This is a genomic window from Legionella sp. PATHC035 (genome assembly GCF_026191115.1).
Taxonomy (GTDB): Bacteria; Pseudomonadota; Gammaproteobacteria; order Legionellales; family Legionellaceae; genus Legionella.
Genome location: NZ_JAPHOT010000001.1, coordinates 2,577,429 through 2,601,011, shown reverse-complemented (window position 1 = coordinate 2,601,011; position 23,583 = coordinate 2,577,429). Strand labels below are relative to the sequence as shown.

Below are 23,583 nucleotides of genomic sequence, written 5' to 3'. Positions count from 1 at the left end.
TATTATTTTAAGAATTGATTGGATATCTTGAGATCATCTAGAACTTTATGCACCTGATCTACAGAAAGCCCATACAAAACACAGTGGTACCAATTGGGATAGCAACCATAGCGGTCAATTTAAGGATTATATATCTACAAGGAGTACTTGCTATATAACAAGCTTACCTATATCAATAGAACATTCGCCCTACCTAATGTTCAAAATGTTGACAATTGTCAACGAAATTTACTATACTCAATATAAAAAATGAAGTTATGGTGAGACCTAAACATCCCAATAAAGATATCGAGTTAGCTATAAAATATGCTGAAAGGAAAGGCTGGCGATATCAATCATCAGGAAATTCTGCTCATGCATGGGGTCGATTACTCTGTCCGCTTGCTAGTCGCGAAGGACATTCTATGAGCATCTGGTCTACACCAAAAGTTCCTGAAAATCATGCAAAACAAATTAAACGTAATGTTGATGCTTGTGAACATCAAGGAGAAGAAAATGAGTAACTTATATCAGTTTACCTTAATTCTTGATGGTGTTGATGAGAATACACCTGGTTTGGAAGATACCCTATTTGAATCAGGTTGTGATGATGCTTTAGTTAATTACAAAAATGGTACCGTCTATCTAGATTTCGATAGAGAGGGTGAAAGTCTTGAGCATACTATTATATCTGCTATAAAAAATATCGAATCAACAAATTTAGGTGCAAGAATTATAAGCGTTGCGCCAGAACATTTAGTAAGTCTATCGGATATTGCCAAGCGAGTTTCAATGACGAGACAAGCTGTTTCTTTACTAATACAAGGTGCTCGTGGTTTAGGAGATTTTCCAAAACCTATTTTAAAGATATCCAACAAAAGTCCATTATGGCGCTGGAGCACTGTTGCCGAGTGGTTTTATAAACAAGGAAAAATAAGCGATCATAATCTAATAGATTCTGCACATATTATTGAAGATATCAATGCAGCTCTTGAGCTCAGAAATACTCTATCACTTGAGGATAAAACAAGAATTCTAAGAGAGTTAGAAGATAAGGTAGTTTTTCAAACAGCAGCTCATTGATCTTTAATGTAGAAATTTATTTGCTAAATCAAATGGGCCGAGTCTAGATGGATCATTTGAACGCAGTCAGAGGGTCAGGCCTTGAATTGTGAATTTTCAATTCGATGTTGATTCATAATTCAAGGCCTGACCCCATATGTGCTGCGAACAAAAACTATAGAGTTTTGGCACGACAAACATTTGGAGGAAATAATGTACTAGACTTATCTATATTAACGGATGAACTAGGTTGAAAATGAAAAGGATTGCATTAGAAGAAGCTATTGTTGTTCCTGGCCGAGACCTAATTTTAGAGCACAAAAGCCATCCCGAGTTTAGTCAAAACTTAGTTCGTTTAAAAGATATACATAAGCTAAGAATTGATAGTATGGATGAAGCAGGGATTGATTTATCAGTACTCTCCGTAACAACTCCAGGACTACAATCATTAGCTCTAGCATCACAACTAGAATCTTGTGCCCAAAAGTGGAATGACTACTTAATAGACTGTGTCACTCAATCCCCAAGTAGATTTCGTGCCTTTGCATGCATACCTACTTATGCTCCAGAGCTTGCAATCAATGAGCTTGAACGCCTTAAAGGTGTTCAAGAAATCGTTGGCTGCCTAATTAATGGATATGATAGCAGTGGCTATACCTCTGCAAAATACCTGGATGACAATGCTTATGACGAATTTTGGGGCTACATTAATGATAACAACATTCCAGTTTATATTCACCCCAGAGGGATTCCTGAGGGAAGAGTAGCTACTTATTCACCATATCAAGCATTACATGGCTCAACATGGGGATTTCATATTGAAACGGCCGAACATGTTTTGCGTTTAATGCTGTCAGGGCTTTTTGATAGGTATCAAAACCTTAAAATCATCATTGGACACATGGGGGAAATGTTAGCATTTTGGGCTTGGCGACTCGATCATCGACTAGAAGAAGAAGGTTGGCTTGAAAAATTACAATGCAATAAAACAATTACAGAGTACCTAAATTCCAATATATTCTTAACAACAAGTGGTTTTTTTGATACTCCATCTTTGATGCATGCAATTGCTACAGTTAGCATAGATAGAATCATGTTCTCAGTTGACTACCCTTATGAAGAGAACTTGAAGGCAAGCCAATGGTTAGATTCACTACAATTGGATGATGAAGATAAAATGAAAATAAGTTACTTAAATGCTGCTAAATTATTAAATATATAAATTTCACGAGTCCTTTGTAATGCGACAACCATAATCCTCATTGCGATAGGGCATCTCGATATCATGTGGTTTAGGAGCTAGGATATTACAACTTAATTAATAAGTTTTTTCGAATAAATTTATCTTGAGCCAAATTAGTTGTACAGTCAGAGGGTCAGGCCTTGAATTGTGAATTTTCAATTACAAGTTGATTCACAATTCAAGGCCTGCCCCCCAGATGTGCGGACCGTCCCCGTGTTGTGTCTGTCAAACCACTTCCTATCTGGATTAGGTATCCTATAGCGGCAAATTAGATTGAGAATTTCCCCGACAAATCATATTCTGGTCATTAGGTATTGATACTAGAGGTTTGAAAAGGTTTGGCATTTTAACAACTATCCCAGGGATGCCTTTTTTTTCAAGCACTTCATTACACGCTGCGATTAATTTGAGATCACAGTGACCATTATTAAAGATTAGCGCTTTACGCACAAACTCTTTTATGTGCTCAGCATATTTAGATAATTTTCCAATGCTATCCATATAATCAATAATAACTGAAGCATGATCTTTTTTATTCTTTTTTAATGCATAGAAAAATGGGTCAAGCCGATTTTTTTTATGACGTTGGAAATTAGTAACAGAAGGTTTAATTTTCTGCAGTAGATGCTTTAAATAATTGGGGGAACCATTATCAATCAATGTAAAAATAGGCGTTCTATGATTCCTATCTTTGAAATCTAAGCCCGGTTTTTCTATAAGCAGATCTAGAGCAGCTAATCGATTTTTTATGTCTCGAGGTGTTCTATCTAGGGAGGTACCCAAGCACGCAAGATGTAATGCGGTACGGCCCGACATTGATTGCTGAATCGTTGTATCCATTTTAGGATTCTGGAGTAATTTCTTCAATACCGTTACGTTACCCAGAAAAGCGGCCATCAAAAGTAAAGTGATACGCTCCTGCTGCCACAGCGGCATGAATTGCCCATCTTTTACTTTTAAAATTGGCAACGGCAAATGAGAAATAGAATCATATTTTCTGATATTTCTATTTTGTAGCATTTCGTAAACAGGTTTAGGTAGAAAAGCAGTATCTTCTTTGGTAATACCTAAGGGGCTAAGATCATACGTACAGTTTGCAAAATTGTAAGGAACCGGATGATAGTGATCCCGATACTCTTCAAAAATTTCCTGAGCACATCTAAAATTATCCGAAGGGTGTAAAAAGAGAGGTTTAAAGCAAAAATAATAATCTTTACCATAATCAACTAATAATTGCTCATCTTCATAAATATCTCTGGCGGCAATAACCAACATTCTCTTTTTCTTTTCTATAAATTCGACATTTTCCTGAATGGTTGAAGCATTAATAAAACGAGAGACATTTCCTCGGTATTTTGCATCAAGTATTTTGTTTCTGTTTTTCAAAAACATAAAATAATCTCTGTCTTTCTTTTCATCCTGATTTTCCTCATCGGAAACTTTTTCACCAGTGTACTCGAATAAAACAGTTCCCTTTTTGATGAAACGCCTGGCGTAAACACCATAGTGAATTTGCTGTGATGAAATGAGATTCAGAGGAGCTATGTAAACCAGATCGGGTTGGTCTTTTTTGCCACTTTTGTATTGAAAGTTAACCTGGGAACCATTGACTGATAAGTGAATTGAATTCTCTAGCTCTTGAATGGATTTATTATCATCAAGATAGAATATTGGTCTGTGACTTTGTGCAGGAGTAGTTGTAGGAAAACGGTTGTCGTCTGTCACCAACTCTTTCTCTCTTCCCTTGTCTTCATCATCAATAGTAAGGATCTGTACCCCTTCATTATTCCCCTCCACTGTTTGAGTCATAACCTCTGTTTGTTGTGGCTCATTAAGTGGGGAAAATATGGATGAATATGAATTAGGATTCAGTGGTTGGGGTGTTAAGACTTCCGGTTGAGAAAACATCAATTTCAGTAGCTCTTCCATGATTGTAGGAGGTAGCAATTCAGTAGAGCTGCTATCAGTGATCTCTTTTTGCCTTTTAGGCGCTTTTTGCTGATAGAATTCTGCTTCCCCTATTTCCATTATCCCATCTACCTCAAGGCTTCCCGACCCATCTAATTGGACTTGTTCTATTGCGCTTGCTTTTCTTTTGAGAGAAATATTTTCATCTTTAGATTTCATGGAGGTCTATCATTAGCCAGTAAAGAACAAAATTTTAACATCTATTTATTAAAGGAAGCTTAATGAGTTAGAGGATCAGGCCTTGAATTGTGAATTTTCAATTAGAAGTTGATTCATAATTCAAGGCCTGACCCCAGGTGTATTATAAAAAGTAGCTATAGTAGATAGGGATTGGATTTATAAGATAATTAAGGCTTAGGCGTGTTTTTTAAAAATTCTTCTAAATCGTCAGCTACTTGACTAGTTCTAAACGCCTTCTTAAAAAGAATAAAATCATGAACTTGTTGATCCTTGGATGTTTTTATCACATTAGCAATCGGTTGACTTAAATATTTTTGAACTTCGTCTAGTGTTTTCATATCCTTGGCATCTTCTATCTTGTCTTTTAAATCTCTGATTGCTTTGTATTTGGGATCATCCTTTTTTTTACGTTTGGGGTCTTCTGGATTTCCATTAAATAAATCTTTCCAATGTTGTTTTTTAAAACTATTTTTTAAACCAGTTAAATAGTTTTGAATTTTAATAGATTCTTCATATTCTTTTTGAAATAAAATTTGAAATGTGCTCTCTTTAGGATTTTGTGTAATGACTAAATCACCTTTTAATTCAACGTCGCCTACTTTATAACTCGAATTTAATCTCATTCCACTTATTTTATTATGAGTTCCTGTATCCAATATTTGCACGCTTCTAGCACCTGTCAATTCTGCGACACCAGGAACATCTTTAAAAGAATGAACATGTGTGTTGCCCATCAATGCACACCACTTTACCCCTGAGCCAGCTTCCTTTTTTATAATTTCATGAGCAGTAAAGTTCATGTATCTCTGTCTTTTATCATCTAATTGTTCATTGTTATAGTCAATCTTTTGTGCTTTATAAGTCGTACTAACATCAATTCCAACAACTCTTATACCCGCCTCACGCGCTGCATATAAAACATCGGTGAAACTATACTTTACCACTTCATCACCTATGATTAGCTGATGTCTTTCCATTTCCCTTAATCTTGCTTGAAGTGTACCTGATAAAGGAGCATCTTTTGTTTGAAAAAATTTATCTAAATCAATTTGATCGGTATCATAAAAAAAATGTTCCATAAATAAAATTTCAAAGCCTTCTTTTTTTAACATCTTCATGTTTTCAATTAAAAATCGTTTAGAACTAACATGCTGATGGGCTTCGCCAATGATAAAGGAGGATTTTTTTAAATCTTCAGCATCTTTTAAAGGCTCGTTTGCTTTTTTAACTGGCGGGTTACTTATAAATTCAGCAACAGTTTTGTCCATCTCTTTCGAATCTAAAGTATATTCATAAGTTGAATCAAATTCCTTTCCTCGGGTATGAACAAATTGTTGACAAAACTCTATATTTTTCTTGTTTTCTTTGTAATGACTTAAAGTGACAGAAGTATAAGTGTCCCCGCCACTGGATACAAATGCTACATTATTATCACCCTTTGACCTCATGAGCGCTAAACCAATTCAAAATGTATTGATTTTAATTATATAGCATATTTATAATTTTATTTTTGTATAATTTATACAATTATAGTTTTTTTATATCAAATTTTTTTACCATTGCTTTTAATATCATTTAAAAATTGGGATTGAATACACTGTTTTGTTAAACCTTTTTCTCTTGTATTGAAATCAATACCAAAATCAACCACAACCACTTTTTATGAAATACAAAAATTCATCAATAGACTCAACCTTTTTTGTTTCTATAATTAACTCCAAAATGGTAAAAATTTTTTAATTATTGAGCCTTGTATAAAATTTAAGACATAGACAATGACATGCAAAGTTCTCTTGAAATAGTAAATATTGATTCAAACAGTCAGAGGGTCAGGCCTTGAATTGTGAATTTTCAATTAGAAGTTGCTTCATCATTCAAGGCCTGACCCCAGATGTACGTAGGGTTGGTTTTCTAAGCATCATTGTTTTTCATTTGTATATGGTTTATTACCATCTCAATTAATTCGACTTTAGACTTAGCACCCATTTTATTTCTAATATTATTAAGATATTCTTCCACTGTCCGCGAAGATAATTTTAATTGTTGTCCTATTTGTTTTGCCGTTTTCCGCTTTATAGTCAATGCTAAACATTCCATTTCTCGTTTAGATAAATAAACTGAATTAATTTCTGCACCTATAGGTAAATGTGGAAAAGAACTACTGCTCAAAAGATTTAGTTTGGTGAGTTGTAATAATGAATCAGCTAGAGGTTGATTGCCTAAATCAATCGTACAGCCAAATAATCCAATTACTTTGTTCTCATTGCTATACCAGGGCATTTTAATAGAAAGAGTATGAAGTGGCTTGTCATCATTGAGGTTGGCATGTTCCTCTACTATTTTATATTGCTGTTTTTTCATGACCTCATTGTTATTTTCTACAGAGGGTTTAATAGAGGTGGATTTGAATAATTTGTACCAAGGATTGCCTATGCTCTCTTCTCTGGAGCTAAATCCACAATGAATAGCCGCAATTCCATTGCAGTTTTGAGTGATCATTTCTGTATTTTCTAAATAAACAGAAAAGGGAAGCGCCAATAAATTCTGCAGACTCTGCTTAGTATTGTGTTCGCATAAAAAATAGTCAACATCTCGATGGTCTGGCCGCTGTAATTTAATACCACTGCCAAATCGATAAATAATAAGCTCTTCGCTGGTGTCTAAAGCTTTTTTAGTCATTATAGTTGGAATTGAATAACAATTATTTTCCCAATTATATAATTTTAATACAAATTATTAAAATATTAATAACCATCATGGTACATACAATAAAAGAAGATATCTGCTTATCCTCTATGTTTTCCCGTAATCGATACGGGTTTTAATCAGTATTCAAAACGAGTAAAATCTCGGCCCGATAATTCATACTAGGAGAAAAAAATGTTTTCTAAGCGTTTTAACGGCAGCTATCTAAATAAAGATAAATTTAAAAAAATAGATGAAGAGTGTAAAAAAGAAACAGATGCAATGATTGATCAATGTTTTGAAGATTATGAGCGTAATGAAAATTCAGCCGCTTTAAGCATATGTTGTTTAGAAAGAGACGCAATGAACGAAATGTGTATTAAAGATCGTGTTAATAAAGAAGAGGTAAAAGAATTATTAGATCGAGTAGAAAGTATGGGTGATAAATTGGGTCATGAGTGTATCGCTCCCGCTACGTCGTTTATTGTGGGTGAACATAGGCTCAATAATGCATGGAGATTGCTTCTGAATGCACCAAAATGTTATGGCATAGGCAAAGAAATAGAAAAATTATCCGAAGAAGATTCTATCCTCAGCGAACCCAAAATAAATAATGCATTGGGAGAGCTATTTCAAGCAGCAGGAAATACAGGTTCATGCCGTTTTTGGCAGCGTGGCGGTAAGGAACTTGCAGAATGTAAAGAGGTCACTAACAAACAATCTCAAGCAAGAAAAAATGCACAAGAAGAAATTATTCATAGGTTGAGTAAATAATAGTGATTAACCAATAAATTTGCTTCCAATAATGATGGACTAAATAAGGAAAATATTAGTGTTTAGTAGCTCGAAAAAAGATCCTGTCAATAAAAAAATTAATTTAGATGAATTAATTAAACTCTTACTCGAAAAGGAAATGAAAACTAGGCAGAAATTGTATCCTCCTCCACCAATCTCCGATAAAAATTTCTTAGATGCTAAACATGTCATTGAAAATTTTTATCTAAAGGGCTTGCGTGCGGATAATTTCTGTATCGATTTAACGGATGCCGGCTTGGAGAATTGGAGTAAAGAACAATCCAGAGCTTTTGCCAAGCTGTTTGTAGCATTTTCTAACGAAGTTGAAGATCAGTTAAAAATGAAACAAGAGAAAAAATTAGATATAAAGGAAGACGTTCAGCTTTTGTGGATAAAGTTCCCTACACAAAATGATGAAAATAAAAAAGTAGTTAATGGTATTATCAAATCGTTACTTAATCACGGTTATAAAGATCATACAGGAAATGATGGTAGTATTACTTTGTTCAAATACATTAACTCCCAAAGAGCAAATCCTATTGTGCCTTTCTCACGAACCAGCAAATCAATCTCGCTCGTGATTGTGACAGACACTAGCAAAGTATTATTGCTAAAGCGTGGTGGTCTATCTGGTAGGGCAGGAACATGGGGAACGTTGACAGGTACGATTGAAAATAGTTCAAAAGAAAAAACGCTGATTAGAGAAGTCCATGAAGAAATTAATGTCCTTGTAGCAAATCGGTCTGTCCATTACCTTGGCTCTTTTCATACTGATAATATGTCTAAAGATCTGGTAATGAGTGGCCGTTCAGTCACTTATGCGGACGATTGTTGTTACTTATATGGCATGATAATACCTGAGGAAGACTTAGTTAAGTCAATTAAATTAGATGATGAAAATTCTTCTTGGCGTTTGTTTACTAAAGAAGAATTAAATGCTGAATTAAAGATACCTTGCTCAGAGGGGGAGAAAGAAACAAATAAAGACGAATTGCATGTGGCCTTAGCCAAAGCATCGTTAGTCTTAGAAACAGCAAAGAATAATTTTGCAAATGTTGAGCAAAAAAGATTTAATTACCCTTATACCAATAGTCCTGGTTTTTTTGCACATATCAAAGTCAATCCAGATATCGATGATAAAGTCGGCCAATCTATGACCGCTTCCATAGGGAGTTATTTTGGATGAAAATTAAACTTTTTATTTTAAAATAGTCATTGTCAAGAACCAAGTGAGGTCGCGGGAGTGGCCAATAATCGCGGTTCCCCTGCATAAAAGCTAGGTTAGGTTTTATTTAAGAATAACGTTGAATTTATTGAACAGATCGTTAGAAGAGTCAGAGGGTCAGGGCCTGACCCCATATGTGCATCTGTGGGTGTTGCGGCGTTAGCAAATCCTGGCCTACTAATTGAAGTCACTTGCATTGCAGCCTTAGCAAGAGAGGGGTGAAAGAACAGCCGATTTTAATTCATGATGCTCTATTATTTGCAAATTTTACACTAAATGAAATTTTATGATACGTGAAATTTGGCCAATATTCTCTAATTTTATGATGGATGTGACTTTATTCGTTGAGATTTTTTTGTCAGGGCTTTAGTTTACTATTGGTGAGCTTAAGTTAAAATTATGGGATATTTTTTACAAAAATTGTTCCAACTATACCATTCAATTTTGTCTGTTAGACAGTATTCCTCTGCAATTTCTTTTGGTATTGGTAAGCCCAAAGCGGCTGCATCAAAGGTTTTTTGTGAGTGATTTACTAACCATTGCGCTTTTTGTTGTTGATATTTCTCTATCATTAAGCGAGCACAATAATAGCTATTAGAAAATAATCCCGGCCAGATAAGATCGAAATTATCAAAATTTAAATTATCCGTATAATAATCATTTAACTTTTTGAAATCATTAATAGTCTTAAATTCTTTACTATCAACAGGATAGTCGATCTTGGGGCCTGTATAATAACCAAATTCAAAATTACCACTTTCAAGCTTTAACTTAGGGAATAGGGCTTTCAATTGGGTAATACACCGTTTGACTAAGAGTGGATCATCAGCCAATTCTTCGTCTAAAGGAACGGAGCTTCGGGTTACTTCTAACCCTTTGAGATAACTCATGATGGTATAAACCTCTCCCTTAATCTTTCTTGAAGCCATTGTGATATCGTAGGGTAGGTAAGCACCTGTGAGAATAGGCATTTTGCCCTTAAAGACTAACATTGGAATGAGTCTGACACTATTTTGGGGACAGACAGCTTTCAATTGATTATCTTTATAGAGATTTTCTAAAAGAGCTTGCGTGTTTCTGCCGGTACAAAGAAAATACTGCTTAGCTCTAAATTCAATCGGTCCTTCTTGAGTATCTATTTCTACCTTTTTAATAGAGGTTTTAGATTCATTACAAATGAATTTCCGCAAAGAACCGTGAATTAATTGATTATAATTATCCTTAGCGAGTGCCGTGATGATCCCATGCCCATTAATATAACCTTCAGCAACAGTGAATAATTTTTCATTAGCCCTGAGCTTATAGCCTAGATCCACTAAATCAGAAGGTGGTTCTTTTACTTCATGATAGCTAAAAGCTCTTAATTGCCAGGATTGGATTAATAATTGCGCATCTAATTCATTGGCAAGTGCATAGGTTTGAGCGATTGATCCGCATTCGCTGCCATGAAGTTTGAAAAAATTATCCCACCATGCATTACTTTCAATTGTCGCATCAAGGCTATTAAAATAGCCTCTATTGTAGTAGCCGTGACTGTGGGTTGTTTCACCTTCACCCAATTGTTTATCGGTAACCAAAGCAAGAGATTGAACTCCCGCTTGTTTGAGAAGATAAAAAAGAACAAAACCTTGAACTCCACCACCAATAATTAAGCAATCACAGGTAAATTTTCTCATATTTTTCTCCAACTTTAGTTACCTTGAGCCAGAATTATGTTAAGCCTCTCGAGACCTCATTACCTCCGATAATCACGCGATGAGCAAGGGCCGTTACATTCATTGCGCCAGTACTATTTGCAGAGATTGAATCCAATATAATGCGGCCGTTTCCAACAGCTTATCTAAGATTTCCTAGGCAAGCGCTCCATATACTCTTCCTCTTTGAAGCGCTATGCTCGGTAGTTAAGGCCATTTTCCATGCTCCTATCCGTAGAGTTTAACTTTCATTAAGTCTTAACATTTACTTTTCATACTTTTTATTAAGTTAACTCTGGGTGCTATCTATAGGTATAGCATAATTTAAATCTAGGTATAGGTATTTCCAACCCACCTATTTCCCGTTTTCAGAATACTTTTCTGCGTCATTGCAAATCCTGGCAGTGACGACGAGAAACAATTAAAAAATTAAATATTTAAGTCAATAAATTAAACTAATAAATTCAATCCCACACCACAGGATTTAACAAAATATTCCACCAAAACCTGTTACTTCCTGACTCACCTTTGCTAAATTTTTCGTCCGCATAACTGATGAACCTGTGTAACTCAAGCGAAACCTTTGGGTCTTATGCCAAGTCACTCTCATTCCCCAACCTGTGGCTGGACGTCTCATCGGAATCTGTAGTTCTAGGATAGGCTACCATCGGGTAGATAAGTTAATAATCACTTTTTTATTAATCATGGTTCAGCGGCAATGCTGTTGGATTGCCGATTGCGTTTTTGCATTTAACGATAAGGAGATAAACCACTAAAAACCGTTGTAAAGCAATAATCATTAACCTTTGATTTGCCCCACCATTGCGAGCCTTGCGCGCAAGCTGAATATACTAGACTGAAGGCAGCAAATGAGAAAATTAATTTGGCACTACCACGAAAACTGGACTGTTTCGAAAATAAACTTTAATTATGCTGCCTATGGTCATACATCCATAAATATGGCGTAATCTATCAACAGCACCGCCTTCGAAGGCTATAGCAATCAATGGAGCCAGATCGTTGCTGTGATGTGAAGGGGGTTCTGCATAATCTCTGATTTAATGAGTAAGCTATTTGATTTGTGTCCGATCAACTAAATTTTTTCCTTGACGTTGATTAATCAAATCATAATCAAATAACAATACCCCCTAAACCATCACCGCATAACCAATTCACTATGGGACTTTGCTCATCAATTGAGCCACCAGCAAAGCTCATGGCAAGCATTTGTACAATTTGATGCCTAAATAGAGAGCAGCAGAAGATCGGCTACTTTCGAACACTCTTCAACGCCTGCCCCCAGCTAATTACCTGATCTAGCATCGTGTGTACTTCTTTTTCATGATGTGGACTCGGTTTGAAAGTTGAAAAATTTTCGAAATCGGTGAACAAAGATAGCATCACCTGCGCGCGAACAGTAGCGATCATAAGTTCCGCCATGACAAGCCTAAGATGTTCTACAGCACGCGCACCGCCTATACCACCGTAGCTCACAAAACCAGCAACCTTGTTGTTCCATTCCTTATAGAGATAGTCAATAGCGTTTTTTAGTGCACCTGAGGTACCATGATTGTATTCTGGAGTTACAAATACAAAAGCATCAAAGCGAGCGATTGTTGCCGCCCATTTTTTTGTATGCTCATGGCTATACTGGCATAGGGACGGCGGCATTGCCTCGTCTAACAACGGGAGTTGATATTCTGCAATATCTATTAATTCGAATTCCGCATCATTGCGCCCATTCGCCAGATCATAGACCCAACGCGCAACAGATTCATTTTTGCGGCCTGGTCGCGTACTTCCTGTGATTATGGCGATTTTTAGATGTGCTTTCTTTTCGTCTATAGTTGCGTCCACATTGCTATCCTTTTCAAGTTGCTATTTTAAACCTATTTATCATAAGGATAGGAAAATTAAATATCAAGAACTGGTGCCAAAAAGCTAAGCTACTCGAGTTAGAGGGTCAGACCCTGACCCCACATGTGCATACAAGCTTTTTCTTATATCAGTAATTAAGTATTAAATTGGGAAAATTATGATTGTAAAAATTATGACAGGATCGTTCCAGGCCTGCCCCATATGTATTGGCTAAATTGGACTTTAAGTGTGGCGTTTAAAGAAGCCCCTTCATGGTAATTTCATTAAAGGATTGCTATATTTATTGCAATCCTTCATAGGAGTAGTGGATGAAAGTCTTTGTCACAGGTGGCTCTGGGTTTGTCGGTGGGCATTGCATCAAGCGGTTACTGGCAGATGAGCATTCGGTGGTCGCGCCCGCTAGGCATGAGGTGGCCTGTAAACGGCTGCGCGCACTTGGAGCATCGTCGACTGTGCTCGAATATGCAGATCCGGCCGCACTTAAGCAAGCAATGGCTGGGTGTGATGCTGCCGTTCATATTGCTGCGCACCTGAAGATGTGGGGGGCGTGGGAGGACTTCGAAGTCAGTAATGTGACCTTGACAGATCAAGTGCTTAAAGCAGCGACAGCATGCAGCATCAAGCGCTTTGTTCACGTTAGTGCCGCTTCCGTAGTGATGCAGGAGGCGATGCCGATTACCCATGCCGATGAGTCTTGGCCATTGACTGAGTTGCGCCATCTGCCTTACTCATCAACGAAGGCAATCGCCGAGTCGCATGTTCTAGCCGCGCATTCCGATGGTTTCAGTACCGTGGCTTTGCGTCCGCCTCTCATTTGGGGGCCAGGCGATATGGTCGATGGTGACTTCGGCGACCGAGTCCGTAAACGACAGTTTGCGTGGATCAGCCGAGGGGAGTACCCCTACGCCACCTGTCATGTTCAAAACCTGTGCCAGGCTATCGCGCTCGCATTGCGTTCCGAGGTGACCGGAGCGTACTTCTTGACAGATGACGAAGATATCACCTTACGCGAATTCATCACCCAACGCCTGCATGCGAGTGGGCTGGAGACACCACGGATGTCGGTACCTGCTCCGGTTGCCTGGTTGATGGGAAAAGGAATGGAAAAGCTTTGGGCGACCGGTTGGTTGCCTGGAGAGCCACCGCTGACGCGAGAGTTGGTTCGGCTGATTGGCTACCCGTTTACGCTGGACATAAGTCGCGCTAAGACAGTTCTGGGTTACAAGCCGGAAATCACTATCCGCGAAGGAATGTCTAGAGTTAGAGGGTCAGGCCTTGAATTGTGAATTTTCAAATAGAAGTTGATTCACAATTCAAAGCCTGCCCCCCATATGTGGATACTTAGGTTTTATGGTGAAGTACGGCTGCAATGCAGGTGACTTCAACCAACAATCCGGGATTAGCCAATGCCGCAACGCCAACTGAGGTGCTCGTGTAGGACGAGACGGGCATGCATTCTTTTCTGGTAGTAAAATAAGCTAAACCATTTTTTTCTATATCAACTACATAGGAGGTCATGGCCAGAATCTGTGTTAAATCGGAGTTCGCAGCATGTAACGCAAATTCGATGTTTTTGAATAATTGTCGGGTTTGAGACTCTATATCCTTACCCACCAATCTTCCGTCCCTATCTTCTCCCGCTTGTCCGGTCACAAAAATCAAATCATTGAATTGAACACATTGTGTAAAACCATACTTATCATAAGAGAGAAGTTCAGGTACCTGAATCACCTTTTTGTGCATAGTCCTATCTCCTTCAGCCTTTAATGCATTTCATTTTTATTATTATAGACCACCTGGTTGCTCATTGGCTTAGCACTTTAGAAATTGCGTCCCGATACAAAAACTTAAAATTTAAGAACGAAAAAACTCTTATGGAATTCATTAAAAAAATAATTTTTTTAAAAAACAATATCTTATGTCGAAAAATAAGGAGCCAGTTATTTATTAAACGCACACCGTGCAGGATTAATTCTTTTTGAAAATGGACCATACAACTGATTTGAGCGTTATCGCTACAGTCTGTTTTCCGCCAACATGAGAAGCAAAATAATTTTGGTGACCAATGTGCTCTGTATCAGAGGCTTTAGAGTGAGCGTGAAAATAAATCCCGCTCGCTATAAACTATGCTGAAATGAACCAACAAAATTTTATTGGCACGTCGCGGTTCCTTTACCTACTGCAGCAACCTCCTAGAATCGAACAATCAAAGACATAAGAAGGTCATTGCCCTTGCTTTTGACGCTTTTTAACTCAAAAGCTACAATCGCGCAATTTTTGACAATTTAAAAAATTTAGGGAGCTTCTGAAGTACATACAGCAAGGAAGGTTTTTCAATTTAAAACAAAACCAATTGGAGTACATTTTGAAAGTAAATCTGACTGATTATATAAGTACTTTTGCGGCATTCGACCCAACTTTTGATGCAATAAAATCAAACCCTCTGGTTCAAGTTAAAAATTGTTATCAAACGACAAAATCCTTTCTGACGTCTTTAGAGAAGTTCGCGCATAATTTTCCACAATTATAAGAAATTAGAGCAAAATTAGCAGCTCTCAATGAGTTTTTTGCCGATATGCTGTTAGAGCAAACTAATGGTACATTACAACTCGTTGAGGGAGCAAATCTGCAGGTTGCAAAAAGTCGGAATAAGCTGAGCCACGCGTTAGCAAAAAAGATTATTCAAGACCCAGACGAATTATTAGCACAAATCGAAGAGTTTCTTGAGGATATTAAGAAACAAGTTAGCCTATCCAAGCAAGTAACACTTGATGAAAAGAAAAAACTAGACGATGTTGATTTAAATCTTCTGACTCACTCCATGCTCTCTCTAGGATTCCAGGACAGATTTTTTGGTGGTGCTACTGATATCAATGCAAAAACACAACGTTCTAACGAATCTTTATTTGCAAATAAAGATTTCAGCAATTTAGCTAGCCCTACAACAAAAACTCCAGTTCAAGATGAGTTGTTAGACATAGCCTCAACGTTGCAACAATTCATAGATAGAACGAATGTCATAGAAAATAAATTCGGATTTATGCCGGAGGAATCAACCAGCTTCACCCCCGCCCTATAAATCGAACTTGAGCCAAGGAAGGCTAATTGCTAAATCAATACCTCCCAAGACAATTACGATGCACAAAGATTAAAGTTGAGTCAATCCTCCATCGACAAAAAGCTCACTTCCTGTAATATAAGAAGATTCCGAGGCAAGTAAGAAAGCGACTGCCGCGGCAACTTCTTCTGCTGATCCAAAGCGTTTCATCGGATTGGCAGCCTTGATATCCTCTAAAACCTTATGCACCTGATCTGCGGAAAGCCCTCCTTCTAAGAACCACAGTGGGGTATCAATCGGTCCTGGGCTGACGGCATTGACCCGAATTTTTCGCTCCAAAAGACTGGCTGCAAAAGTACGCGCCATGGAGCGCACTGCCGCTTTAGTGGCACTATAAACTGAAGCGGTTGCGCCACCGGTACTCCCAGCAACAGAGGCATTCACCACAATGGATGCCCCCTCCGCCAAATGCGGAATTGCTTTTTGCAGAGTAAAAAAGACACTTTTCACATTGGTATTCATGAGATAATCGAAATGCTCTTCCGTCACTGCGTCTACCGGTTCAAAGAGTACCGTGCCTGCATTGGCAAAAAGTCCATCGATAAGACCCACTTCTTTGTTAATGGAAGAAAACAAGGCTTCGATATCACTGAGGCGACTGGCATCAGAAACAAGGTAGTGCCCCTTTGTTCCAAGGGCTTTTACAGCAGCTTCCAGTTTCGGTTGATTGCGGCCGGTGATGATCACGCGTCCACCTTCATCAGTAATTCGTTTTGCTACAGCAAAACCGATACCGCTGCTTCCACCAGTAACTACTACCGTCTTTCCCTGAAATCGCATGATATTCTCCCAATGTGTGTTTGGTACATTCCAACGGCTGCTCGGCATGGAAAATAATCCTGTCGCAACGAGACGAAACTTACTTTGCCCTGCTGTTATTTATCCACGTTTAATGTAAATTATTAGCCTAAATTCCCTCGAGATACAATCTGAGTCGATGAACAACGAACGATTGACCACAGCCCTTATACCCGAATTATATTGTTCTGATATAGACCTTAGCTTGTCTTTTTATACGGAGGTATTAGGATTTACTATCCAATATCAACGTGCCGAAGAACAATTTGCGATGCTCGAGCGTCAAGGAGCACGCTTAATGTTGGAGGAAATAAAGCACGTGGGTCGAATATGGGTAACTGCTCCACTCGAGGCCCCTTTTGGTCGGGGGATAAATTTACAAATAAAAACGACTGAGGTCGAACAATTATACCGCCACATTCAACGCTATAAGATCAATCTCTTCATGCCTATCGAAGACCGATGGTATCAAGCGGGTGATCTTAAGATTGGCCAACGCCAATTCATTATTTTGGATCCCGATGGTTATATGTTGCGCTTTGCTGAAGATTTAGGTGACAAAATATGAGCTATGTCGCATTGCTGCGTGGGATTAATGTAGGTGGACACAAAAAAATTGCGATGCGTGATTTGTGTCTTTTGTTTGAGACCCTGGGCTTCAAGCAAGTAAAATCCATTCTGCAAACCGGGAATATTGTGTTCGAGGCAACGTCTCACATGTCGGAAACACACCTTGAGAAGCAGATTGGCTCTGCCATTGAGCACCAATTGCAATTAGAAACTGCCGTATTGGTGCGCCGCAAAGAATCGCTCGTTGAAATAATCCGCAACAACCCATTTTCTGAAATGGCGGTTTCCGACCCCAGCCATTTGCTGGTCCTGTTTGTTGATGCAAATCCTTCATCTTCAGCCCTGGAAGCGCTCATCAAAAGCATCCAGGGACGAGAACAAATCATTGGTGGTCATCAATGTCTCTATTTGGCTTATCCTGATGGGATAGGCCGTTCCAAATTAACCCATCAATTGATAGAGAAAAAACTTGGCCTACAAGGCACTGCACGAAATTGGACAACGCTTGCCAAGATCAAGGCGTCCATGCCCTAAATCTGGATATCTGACAATTATCTTATTGATTAAGAAACAGCTCGGTTGAGGGTTTCTTTGGCTAAAGTCAGGCGACGCTCGACTTCCCCTAACTCTGCTTTTAAATGCAAGATCGCATTGGCATTCGGATTATGCCTCAGATGTTCCAAAGCTTTAGTCATTGCTTGCTGTTGTTCTTCTAAGGTTTTGACTTCCGTCTCGAGATCATTAATCCATTGCCGCCGAGTACTTAACATCTTAATACCAAATGAAGGCTTTTCCTCTGGCTTACTCTTACCTTGATGCATTTGACATAAAACAACCAGAACATTAATTTTTTGTCGAATTCGCTCTGCCAAATAAAACGCACTGCGCTTATTTTGTTGCTTACCTAAAGCGTGGATGTCTGCTTTAATTTCCGCAATACATGCAGCACCACTGATCTCTGCATCAAGACGGAATAAGCCTTTAGGCAAGCGTTGACTTGAAAAAAAAGGACCAAGCTCGCTAATCTTCCATTCCAATTCGGGTAACCTTGCCATTAACTGGCTTAGTAATTCATTAGATTCTGCTGGTCTATCCATTTGCTTTGGCCATCATGCTTTGGTCCATAAATGCCCCTGCTTACTGAGGACAAGAAAGGTATCCAAGGATCGTTAATCTGGAACAGCCTCCAAGACCGCTGCTTTTTCTTGCGACCAAGAACTGATAAATGGGGGTAAACACATTAAAATTAAGCCACCAATCAAGGTCATTTCATAACGGACAATACCGCCAACGTTGATCCCTTCGGGTGGAATAAAACTCACCGCTAAGGTAGCACATACCCCAACGATGCCAATGCCTGCGACAAATAACATCCCTGCTATTCCGCCTGGGATTGCAAAAGGTCGATGATGGTGCGGCTCAGAAAAGCGCAATTTAATTGCTGCAGCAAACATGATGAAATACATCAACATATACAATTGCGCTGCTAAAGCAGTTAATAACCAATAAGAACCATTCACACTCGGCATAAATAAGAATAAGGCGGATAAGACGGTGACAATACTCGCCTGAGTATAAAGCATCACCACTGGGGCACCTTTTGCATTCGTACGTTGGAAGTAATCTGGCAAATTACCATCCTCTGCAGCGACCAATAATCCTTTTGTGGGGGCAATGATCCAGTTACTTACACCACCCAGACCTCCGAGCACCAGCATTAAAGCAACTACAGGCATCATCCAGTACATTTGATAGCTGGAGAAGAACGCCTCGAATGCTTGCATAATACCCGCTACTAAATTGATATCTTTTCCAGGTAAAACAATCGCAATGGCTAAAGATCCAAGAATTAAAGTACTTAAAATAATCCCTACCGAATAGATTAAAACCTTGGGAAAAGCATGTTGTGGGTTGTTGACATCATTCGCATGGACTGTGGCAATCTCGATACCACAAAAGGACATAATAATCGCGGTTAAGGATACCCACATCGATTTATCAGACAAATGAGGCACGATACTGGGAATATCAAATTGAATCTGTAAGGGATTCCCTTGGGTCATCCATACAACCCCAAGACCAATAATTAATGACATAGGTAACAATAAACCCGCAAGAGAACACAAATTACTGAATGCGGCAGAAGATTTCATTCCGCGCAGGTTCAAAATGGTAGCGCCCCAAAAACAACTGACGATGATTGCCCATAGAAAAACAGGATTACTGGTTAACTCGGGATTGATTAAATAGCCTATAGTTCCGGCGACAAAAGATAAAATCGTGGGATACCAAATGACATTTTCTATCCATTGCAACCAAATGGCCAAGAACCCCATTTTTTTGCCAAAAGCCTGTTTTACCCAGATATAAATCCCACCTTGACGAGCCCATCCTGAAGCCAACTCTGCTGAAACCAAGGCGGTGGGAATTAGAAAAAATAAAGCACCCAAAACAAAATAAAAGATTAATTGACTACCAAATAAGGCTGTAGCAGGCAAATTGCGTATGCTGTCTACCGAGCCAACGGTTATCATAGTCAGACTGAAAATTGTCAGTGAATGTTTTTTATCGATCATCGCATTCCTTCAGTGCAGTTTTGGGCATGCAGAAGCTTAATTATATAGAAATTAGCTTAAGAAACCCTTAATAATAGGGTAATTATTAAACAAAATGTTCCTTAATTTTGTTTGGTAACCCGCGAATTTTTAATACGCACTGTAAAATAACATGATTTAATCAGAAAATCTCTGCCTTTTTTCCTGTCTTTGTGCACAAAATCACTCGCCACCGCAAGAGAAGTGGACAATACTATTATTTATAGAGAGCGCATATCAGCCGGCGTGGGAATGTGGTCTTAATCGCGGATTACGGCATGGTCTAATCCGAGCGGCATCCCCTTAACTTGAGACGATATTCCCAACAGTTTCATATCATGGCTTCTCTGTGCTATAGTTTCAATTTTTTTCGGGCACCACATCATGTTTGAAACCTTAACCGAACGTTTGACTCGCACCTTTAAAAATTTACGGGGACAGGGTCGATTAACTGAAGAGAATGTACAACACGCCCTGCGCGAAGTCAGGCTTTCACTGCTTGAAGCAGACGTTGCATTGCCTGTTATTAAAGAATTTATTGAACAAGTCAAACAAAAAGCATTAGGGCAAGAAGTCCTCACGGAATTAAATCCTGATCAAGCCTTTATTAAAATAGTTCATGATGAATTAATCCATATCATGGGCGATGAGCGTGCCGAGCTTAATTTTAAAACCCAACCCCCTGCAGTTTTTTTAATGGCAGGATTGCAAGGCTCTGGTAAGACAACCAGTACGGCGAAATTAGCTCGTTATTTAAAAGAGTCTGAGAATAAAAAAGTCATGGTAACCAGCGTCGACGTCTATCGACCTGCAGCAATACAACAGCTTAAAGTATTGGCCGATCAAATAGGTGTCACCTTTTTCCCAGCAGAATCCAATGAACAGCCACTTGCCATTGCAAAAAAATCGCTTGATGCTGCAAAAAAACAATATATGGATGTTTTGCTGATTGATACAGCAGGCCGCTTGCATATCGATGCGGATATGATGGCTGAAATTAAAGGCCTCCACAAAGAAATTAATCCGATTGAAACCCTGTTTGTTGTCGACAGCATGACCGGGCAAGATGCTGCAAATACCGCAAAAGCTTTTCATGAAGCCCTGCCGCTGACCGGGGTCATTCTGACCAAAACCGATGGTGATGCACGAGGGGGGGCTGCTCTTTCTGTAAAACAAATTACCGGCCAACCGATTAAATTTATTGGTAGCGGTGAAAAAGTAGAGGCGTTGGAGCCGTTTCATCCTGAGCGAATTGCCTCAAGAATTCTTGGCATGGGAGATATTCTCACGCTGATTGAAGAAGTTGAACGCAAAGCAGACAAACAAGCCAGTGAAAAACTTGCTAAAAAACTGAAAAAAGGCAAAAGCTTTGATCTGGAAGACTTTAAACAACAGCTTCTGCAAATGAATAATATGGGTGGTATTGCAGGAATGATGAGCAAACTACCCGGTGTCAGTCAAATGATGCCACAACAGGCAATGAAACAAGTGAGCGATAAAGCCATGGCGCAAACCATTGCCATAATTAACTCCATGACGCCCAAAGAACGTCGTATACCCAAGCTTATAGTGGGTTCACGCAAAAAACGTATTGCTTTGGGATCGGGAACGCAAATACAGGATGTGAACAAGTTATTGAAGCAATTTGAACAAATGCAAAAAATGATGAAAAAATTTACCAAACCTGGTGGAATGCAAAAAATGATGCGTGGACTTGGTGGAATGGCCGGTTTAAAAGGCATATTACCCGATGATTTTAAATAATTCGCAAGAATTACTTCACATGCTGAATTAATTTTCGTACAATACACGGCATTTTTACGTAACCACTCTAAAGTAGAGGAAAACAATGGTCGTTATACGTTTATCAAGAGGTGGCGCCAAAAAGCGTCCGTTTTATCATATGGTCGTTACTGACAGTCGCAAACGCCGCGATGGCAGTTATATTGAGCGTATCGGTTATTTTAACCCTGTAGCGCGTGGGCAAGAAGTACGTTTGCACATTGATGCAGAAAAATTAAGCCAATGGCAAAAAGTAGGCGCACAATTGTCTGATCGCGTCAGCGCTTTAGTCAAAGAGTTTAATAAGAAAGGCCAAGCTGCTTAATAACGTGAATAATCAGGAAAACTGGATAGTAATAGCCCGTTTTGGGCGGCCACATGGTATTAAAGGTTTTGTTACGGTTCACTCCTTTACAGAGCCTCGAGATAATGTGCTGAAGTATACAAATTGGCATGCCTTTATTAACAATAAATGGCAGCCAATAAAATTATTGCGTGCTGAAGTACAAACTAAATCCATCATAGCCCAAATTGAAGGTTATCCTGAACGCGAGTCAGTAGCTCACCTCACTAATATAGAAATTGCAGTTCAACAGGAACAACTGGAAACACTAAAACCTGGTGAATATTATTGGCATCAACTTATAGGAATGAACGTGATAAACCAAAAAGGTGAATCTTTTGGGACTGTCACCGAAATAATTCCTACAGGTGCAAATGATGTCCTGGTTGTAGAAGGTACTAAAAGACATTTAATACCTTACCTACTCGACCAGTTTATATTAGATATTGATACCAACCAGCAATTAATTACTGTTGATTGGGATATGGATTTTTAAGTGGTACTTCATCTCGGAGTAATCAGCTTAATACCCGAAATACTGAATGCATTAAATTATGGCATTACGGGTAGAGCAATTGAACAGAAATTAGTCAAAATTGATTACTGGAACCCAAGAGATTGGTCGTCCAGGCCCTATAGGCAAGTCGATGATAAGCCTTATGGTGGCGGTCCGGGAATGGTTATGATGTATGAGCCCTTAAAAGGGGCAATTATGCAGGCGCGCAGTCAAATGCCGAGTCATTGTAAAACGGTTTACTTGAGTCCTCAAGGTAAAGTAATTCGACAAAATGACTTAAATCAAGTGGCACGTGACAAACAACCCTTGCTGTTTATTGCCGGGCGATATGAAGGAATTGATGAGCGTATTCTTCAACAATATGTAGATGAAGAATGGTCTCTCGGGGATTTTGTTTTAAGTGGCGGTGAGCTGGCTGCTACGGTATTTATCGATGCAATAATTCGTTTAATACCAGGGAGTCTAGGGCATCTTGGTTCAGCAGAACAAGATTCTTTTATGAATGGTTTACTGGATTGCCCTCATTATACTCGACCAGCAACCGTTGACGGGTTAGAGGTGCCACCCGTTTTGATAGGTGGTAATCACAGAGATATAGAACTGTGGCGAAGAAAGCAATCTCTGGGTAAAACTTGGCTTAAACGTCCAGATTTACTTGAAAAAATACAGTTAAGTGAAACAGATAAGCAATTGCTTGCTGAGTTTATGTATGAACACGGTGATTCCTAAAGGATGAACCAATTTGAGGAGTAGTCCATGACTAATATTATTGACCAACTGAATGCTGAGCAAATGCAAGGTAAAGAGATCCCTGTTTTCAACCCAGGTGATACTGTTTTGGTTCAAGTGAAAGTAATTGAAGGTAACCGTGAGCGTTTACAAGCATTTGAAGGTGTTGTTATCGCAAAACGTAACCGCGGTTTGAATTCTGCATTCACTGTTCGTAAAATCTCTCACGGTGTTGGTGTAGAGCGTGTGTTCCAAACGTACAGTCCTATTGTTGATAGCATTACCGTTAAAAGACGTGGTGATGTGCGTCGTGCTAAACTTTATTACCTCCGTAACTTAGCTGGTCGTGCAGCACGCATCAAAGAAAAGTTAACAGGTAAAAAAGCAGATTAATACCTAATTCCCTGGACATGAATTATCCCC

The 23,583-nt window shown here is 38.8% G+C and carries 23 protein-coding genes; 14 read left to right on the top strand and 9 right to left on the bottom strand.

The genetic code is table 11. The features are described from left to right. Positions 1-257 precede the first annotated feature (257 nt). The 3 genes from OQJ13_RS11515 (at position 258) to OQJ13_RS11505 (ending at position 2,263) form a co-directional block, all read left to right on the top strand. Positions 258-503, top strand: a complete 246-nt coding sequence (locus OQJ13_RS11515) for a hypothetical protein (protein WP_265710953.1) — start codon at positions 258-260, stop codon at positions 501-503. After that, positions 496-1,062: a helix-turn-helix transcriptional regulator gene (locus tag OQJ13_RS11510; RefSeq protein WP_265710952.1), complete on the top strand. Its 567-nt coding sequence runs from the start codon at positions 496-498 to the stop codon at positions 1,060-1,062. Before OQJ13_RS11515 ends, OQJ13_RS11510 begins: the two co-directional genes overlap by 8 nt. Positions 1,063-1,297: 235 nt before the next feature. After that, on the top strand, positions 1,298-2,263 hold the full coding sequence (locus OQJ13_RS11505) for an amidohydrolase family protein (protein ID WP_265710951.1): 966 nt from the start codon (positions 1,298-1,300) through the stop codon (positions 2,261-2,263). A 276-nt stretch (positions 2,264-2,539) separates the two neighbouring features. Here the strand turns inward: OQJ13_RS11505 and OQJ13_RS11500 are convergent, their stop codons facing one another. From OQJ13_RS11500 to OQJ13_RS11490, 3 genes are all read right to left on the bottom strand, one after another. Then, a complete protein-coding gene (locus OQJ13_RS11500; RefSeq protein WP_265710950.1) occupies positions 2,540-4,081 on the bottom strand; it encodes an SET domain-containing protein-lysine N-methyltransferase in 1,542 nt (513 codons plus the stop codon). A 518-nt stretch (positions 4,082-4,599) separates the two neighbouring features. Then, on the bottom strand, positions 4,600-5,880 hold the full coding sequence (locus OQJ13_RS11495; protein WP_265710949.1) for a membrane-targeted effector domain-containing toxin: 1,281 nt from the start codon (positions 5,878-5,880) through the stop codon (positions 4,600-4,602). 463 nt (positions 5,881-6,343) lie between these two features. Continuing rightward, positions 6,344-7,111 carry a helix-turn-helix transcriptional regulator gene (locus tag OQJ13_RS11490; protein ID WP_265710948.1) on the bottom strand — a complete coding sequence of 256 codons (768 nt, stop codon included), beginning with the start codon at positions 7,109-7,111 and terminating at the stop codon, positions 6,344-6,346. A 201-nt stretch (positions 7,112-7,312) separates the two neighbouring features. Between OQJ13_RS11490 and OQJ13_RS11485 the strand changes: the two genes are divergently transcribed. Together OQJ13_RS11485 and OQJ13_RS11480 are read left to right on the top strand one after the other, a co-directional pair. After that, on the top strand, positions 7,313-7,891 hold the full coding sequence (locus tag OQJ13_RS11485) for a hypothetical protein (protein WP_265710947.1): 579 nt from the start codon (positions 7,313-7,315) through the stop codon (positions 7,889-7,891). A 58-nt stretch (positions 7,892-7,949) separates the two neighbouring features. Then, entirely contained in the window at positions 7,950-9,098 is a 1,149-nt protein-coding gene (locus tag OQJ13_RS11480) for an NUDIX hydrolase (protein ID WP_265710946.1), read from the top strand. A gap of 425 nt (positions 9,099-9,523) precedes the next feature. Here the strand turns inward: OQJ13_RS11480 and OQJ13_RS11475 are convergent, their stop codons facing one another. Together OQJ13_RS11475 and OQJ13_RS11470 are read right to left on the bottom strand one after the other, a co-directional pair. Beyond that, positions 9,524-10,813: an FAD-dependent oxidoreductase gene (locus OQJ13_RS11475; protein WP_265710945.1), complete on the bottom strand. Its 1,290-nt coding sequence runs from the start codon at positions 10,811-10,813 to the stop codon at positions 9,524-9,526. Between the two features lie 1,287 nt (positions 10,814-12,100). Beyond that, positions 12,101-12,688, bottom strand: coding sequence for an NADPH-dependent FMN reductase (locus OQJ13_RS11470; RefSeq protein ID WP_265710944.1), 588 nt, complete (start codon positions 12,686-12,688; stop codon positions 12,101-12,103). Positions 12,689-13,017: 329 nt separating this feature from the next. Here OQJ13_RS11470 and OQJ13_RS11465 point away from each other — a divergent pair, with 329 nt between their 5' ends. Beyond that, positions 13,018-13,995, top strand: a complete 978-nt coding sequence (locus OQJ13_RS11465) for an NAD-dependent epimerase/dehydratase family protein (RefSeq protein ID WP_265710943.1) — start codon at positions 13,018-13,020, stop codon at positions 13,993-13,995. Between the two features lie 55 nt (positions 13,996-14,050). Here the strand turns inward: OQJ13_RS11465 and OQJ13_RS11460 are convergent, their stop codons facing one another. Continuing rightward, positions 14,051-14,452: a RidA family protein gene (locus tag OQJ13_RS11460; RefSeq protein ID WP_265710942.1), complete on the bottom strand. Its 402-nt coding sequence runs from the start codon at positions 14,450-14,452 to the stop codon at positions 14,051-14,053. A gap of 832 nt (positions 14,453-15,284) precedes the next feature. On the opposite strand from OQJ13_RS11460, the gene OQJ13_RS11455 reads away from it, so the two are divergent. Continuing rightward, a complete protein-coding gene (locus tag OQJ13_RS11455; RefSeq protein ID WP_265710941.1) occupies positions 15,285-15,788 on the top strand; it encodes a hypothetical protein in 504 nt (167 codons plus the stop codon). Between the two features lie 69 nt (positions 15,789-15,857). Here the strand turns inward: OQJ13_RS11455 and OQJ13_RS11450 are convergent, their stop codons facing one another. Continuing rightward, the gene (locus OQJ13_RS11450) at positions 15,858-16,607 is read right to left on the bottom strand and encodes an SDR family oxidoreductase (RefSeq protein WP_265710940.1); all 750 of its coding nucleotides are present in this window, start codon (positions 16,605-16,607) and stop codon (positions 15,858-15,860) included. A gap of 157 nt (positions 16,608-16,764) precedes the next feature. Here OQJ13_RS11450 and OQJ13_RS11445 point away from each other — a divergent pair, with 157 nt between their 5' ends. Beyond that, positions 16,765-17,193, top strand: coding sequence for a bleomycin resistance protein (locus tag OQJ13_RS11445; protein WP_265710939.1), 429 nt, complete (start codon positions 16,765-16,767; stop codon positions 17,191-17,193). Then, the gene (locus OQJ13_RS11440) at positions 17,190-17,729 is read left to right on the top strand and encodes a DUF1697 domain-containing protein (protein ID WP_265710938.1); all 540 of its coding nucleotides are present in this window, start codon (positions 17,190-17,192) and stop codon (positions 17,727-17,729) included. The genes OQJ13_RS11445 and OQJ13_RS11440 overlap by 4 nt, the downstream gene beginning before the upstream one ends. Positions 17,730-17,758: 29 nt before the next feature. On the opposite strand, the gene OQJ13_RS11435 is transcribed toward OQJ13_RS11440, so the two are convergent. Together OQJ13_RS11435 and OQJ13_RS11430 are read right to left on the bottom strand one after the other, a co-directional pair. Next, entirely contained in the window at positions 17,759-18,292 is a 534-nt protein-coding gene (locus tag OQJ13_RS11435) for a hypothetical protein (protein WP_265710937.1), read from the bottom strand. A 72-nt stretch (positions 18,293-18,364) separates the two neighbouring features. Continuing rightward, a complete protein-coding gene (locus OQJ13_RS11430; protein WP_028381308.1) occupies positions 18,365-19,771 on the bottom strand; it encodes an APC family permease in 1,407 nt (468 codons plus the stop codon). 402 nt (positions 19,772-20,173) lie between these two features. Between OQJ13_RS11430 and ffh the strand changes: the two genes are divergently transcribed. From ffh to rplS, 5 genes are all read left to right on the top strand, one after another. Then, positions 20,174-21,553 (top strand): signal recognition particle protein, encoded by a 1,380-nt coding sequence (gene ffh / locus OQJ13_RS11425; RefSeq protein ID WP_265710936.1) that lies wholly within the window; start codon positions 20,174-20,176, stop codon positions 21,551-21,553. Between the two features lie 85 nt (positions 21,554-21,638). Beyond that, complete coding sequence (gene rpsP, locus OQJ13_RS11420) at positions 21,639-21,896, top strand: 30S ribosomal protein S16 (protein ID WP_028381310.1); 258 nt, start codon at positions 21,639-21,641, stop codon at positions 21,894-21,896. Between the two features lie 4 nt (positions 21,897-21,900). Beyond that, complete coding sequence (gene rimM, locus OQJ13_RS11415) at positions 21,901-22,410, top strand: ribosome maturation factor RimM (RefSeq protein WP_265710935.1); 510 nt, start codon at positions 21,901-21,903, stop codon at positions 22,408-22,410. After that, the gene (trmD, locus tag OQJ13_RS11410) at positions 22,411-23,160 is read left to right on the top strand and encodes a tRNA (guanosine(37)-N1)-methyltransferase TrmD (protein ID WP_028381312.1); all 750 of its coding nucleotides are present in this window, start codon (positions 22,411-22,413) and stop codon (positions 23,158-23,160) included. Positions 23,161-23,187: 27 nt separating this feature from the next. Continuing rightward, positions 23,188-23,553 carry a 50S ribosomal protein L19 gene (gene rplS / locus OQJ13_RS11405; RefSeq protein ID WP_028381313.1) on the top strand — a complete coding sequence of 122 codons (366 nt, stop codon included), beginning with the start codon at positions 23,188-23,190 and terminating at the stop codon, positions 23,551-23,553. Positions 23,554-23,583 lie beyond the last annotated feature (30 nt).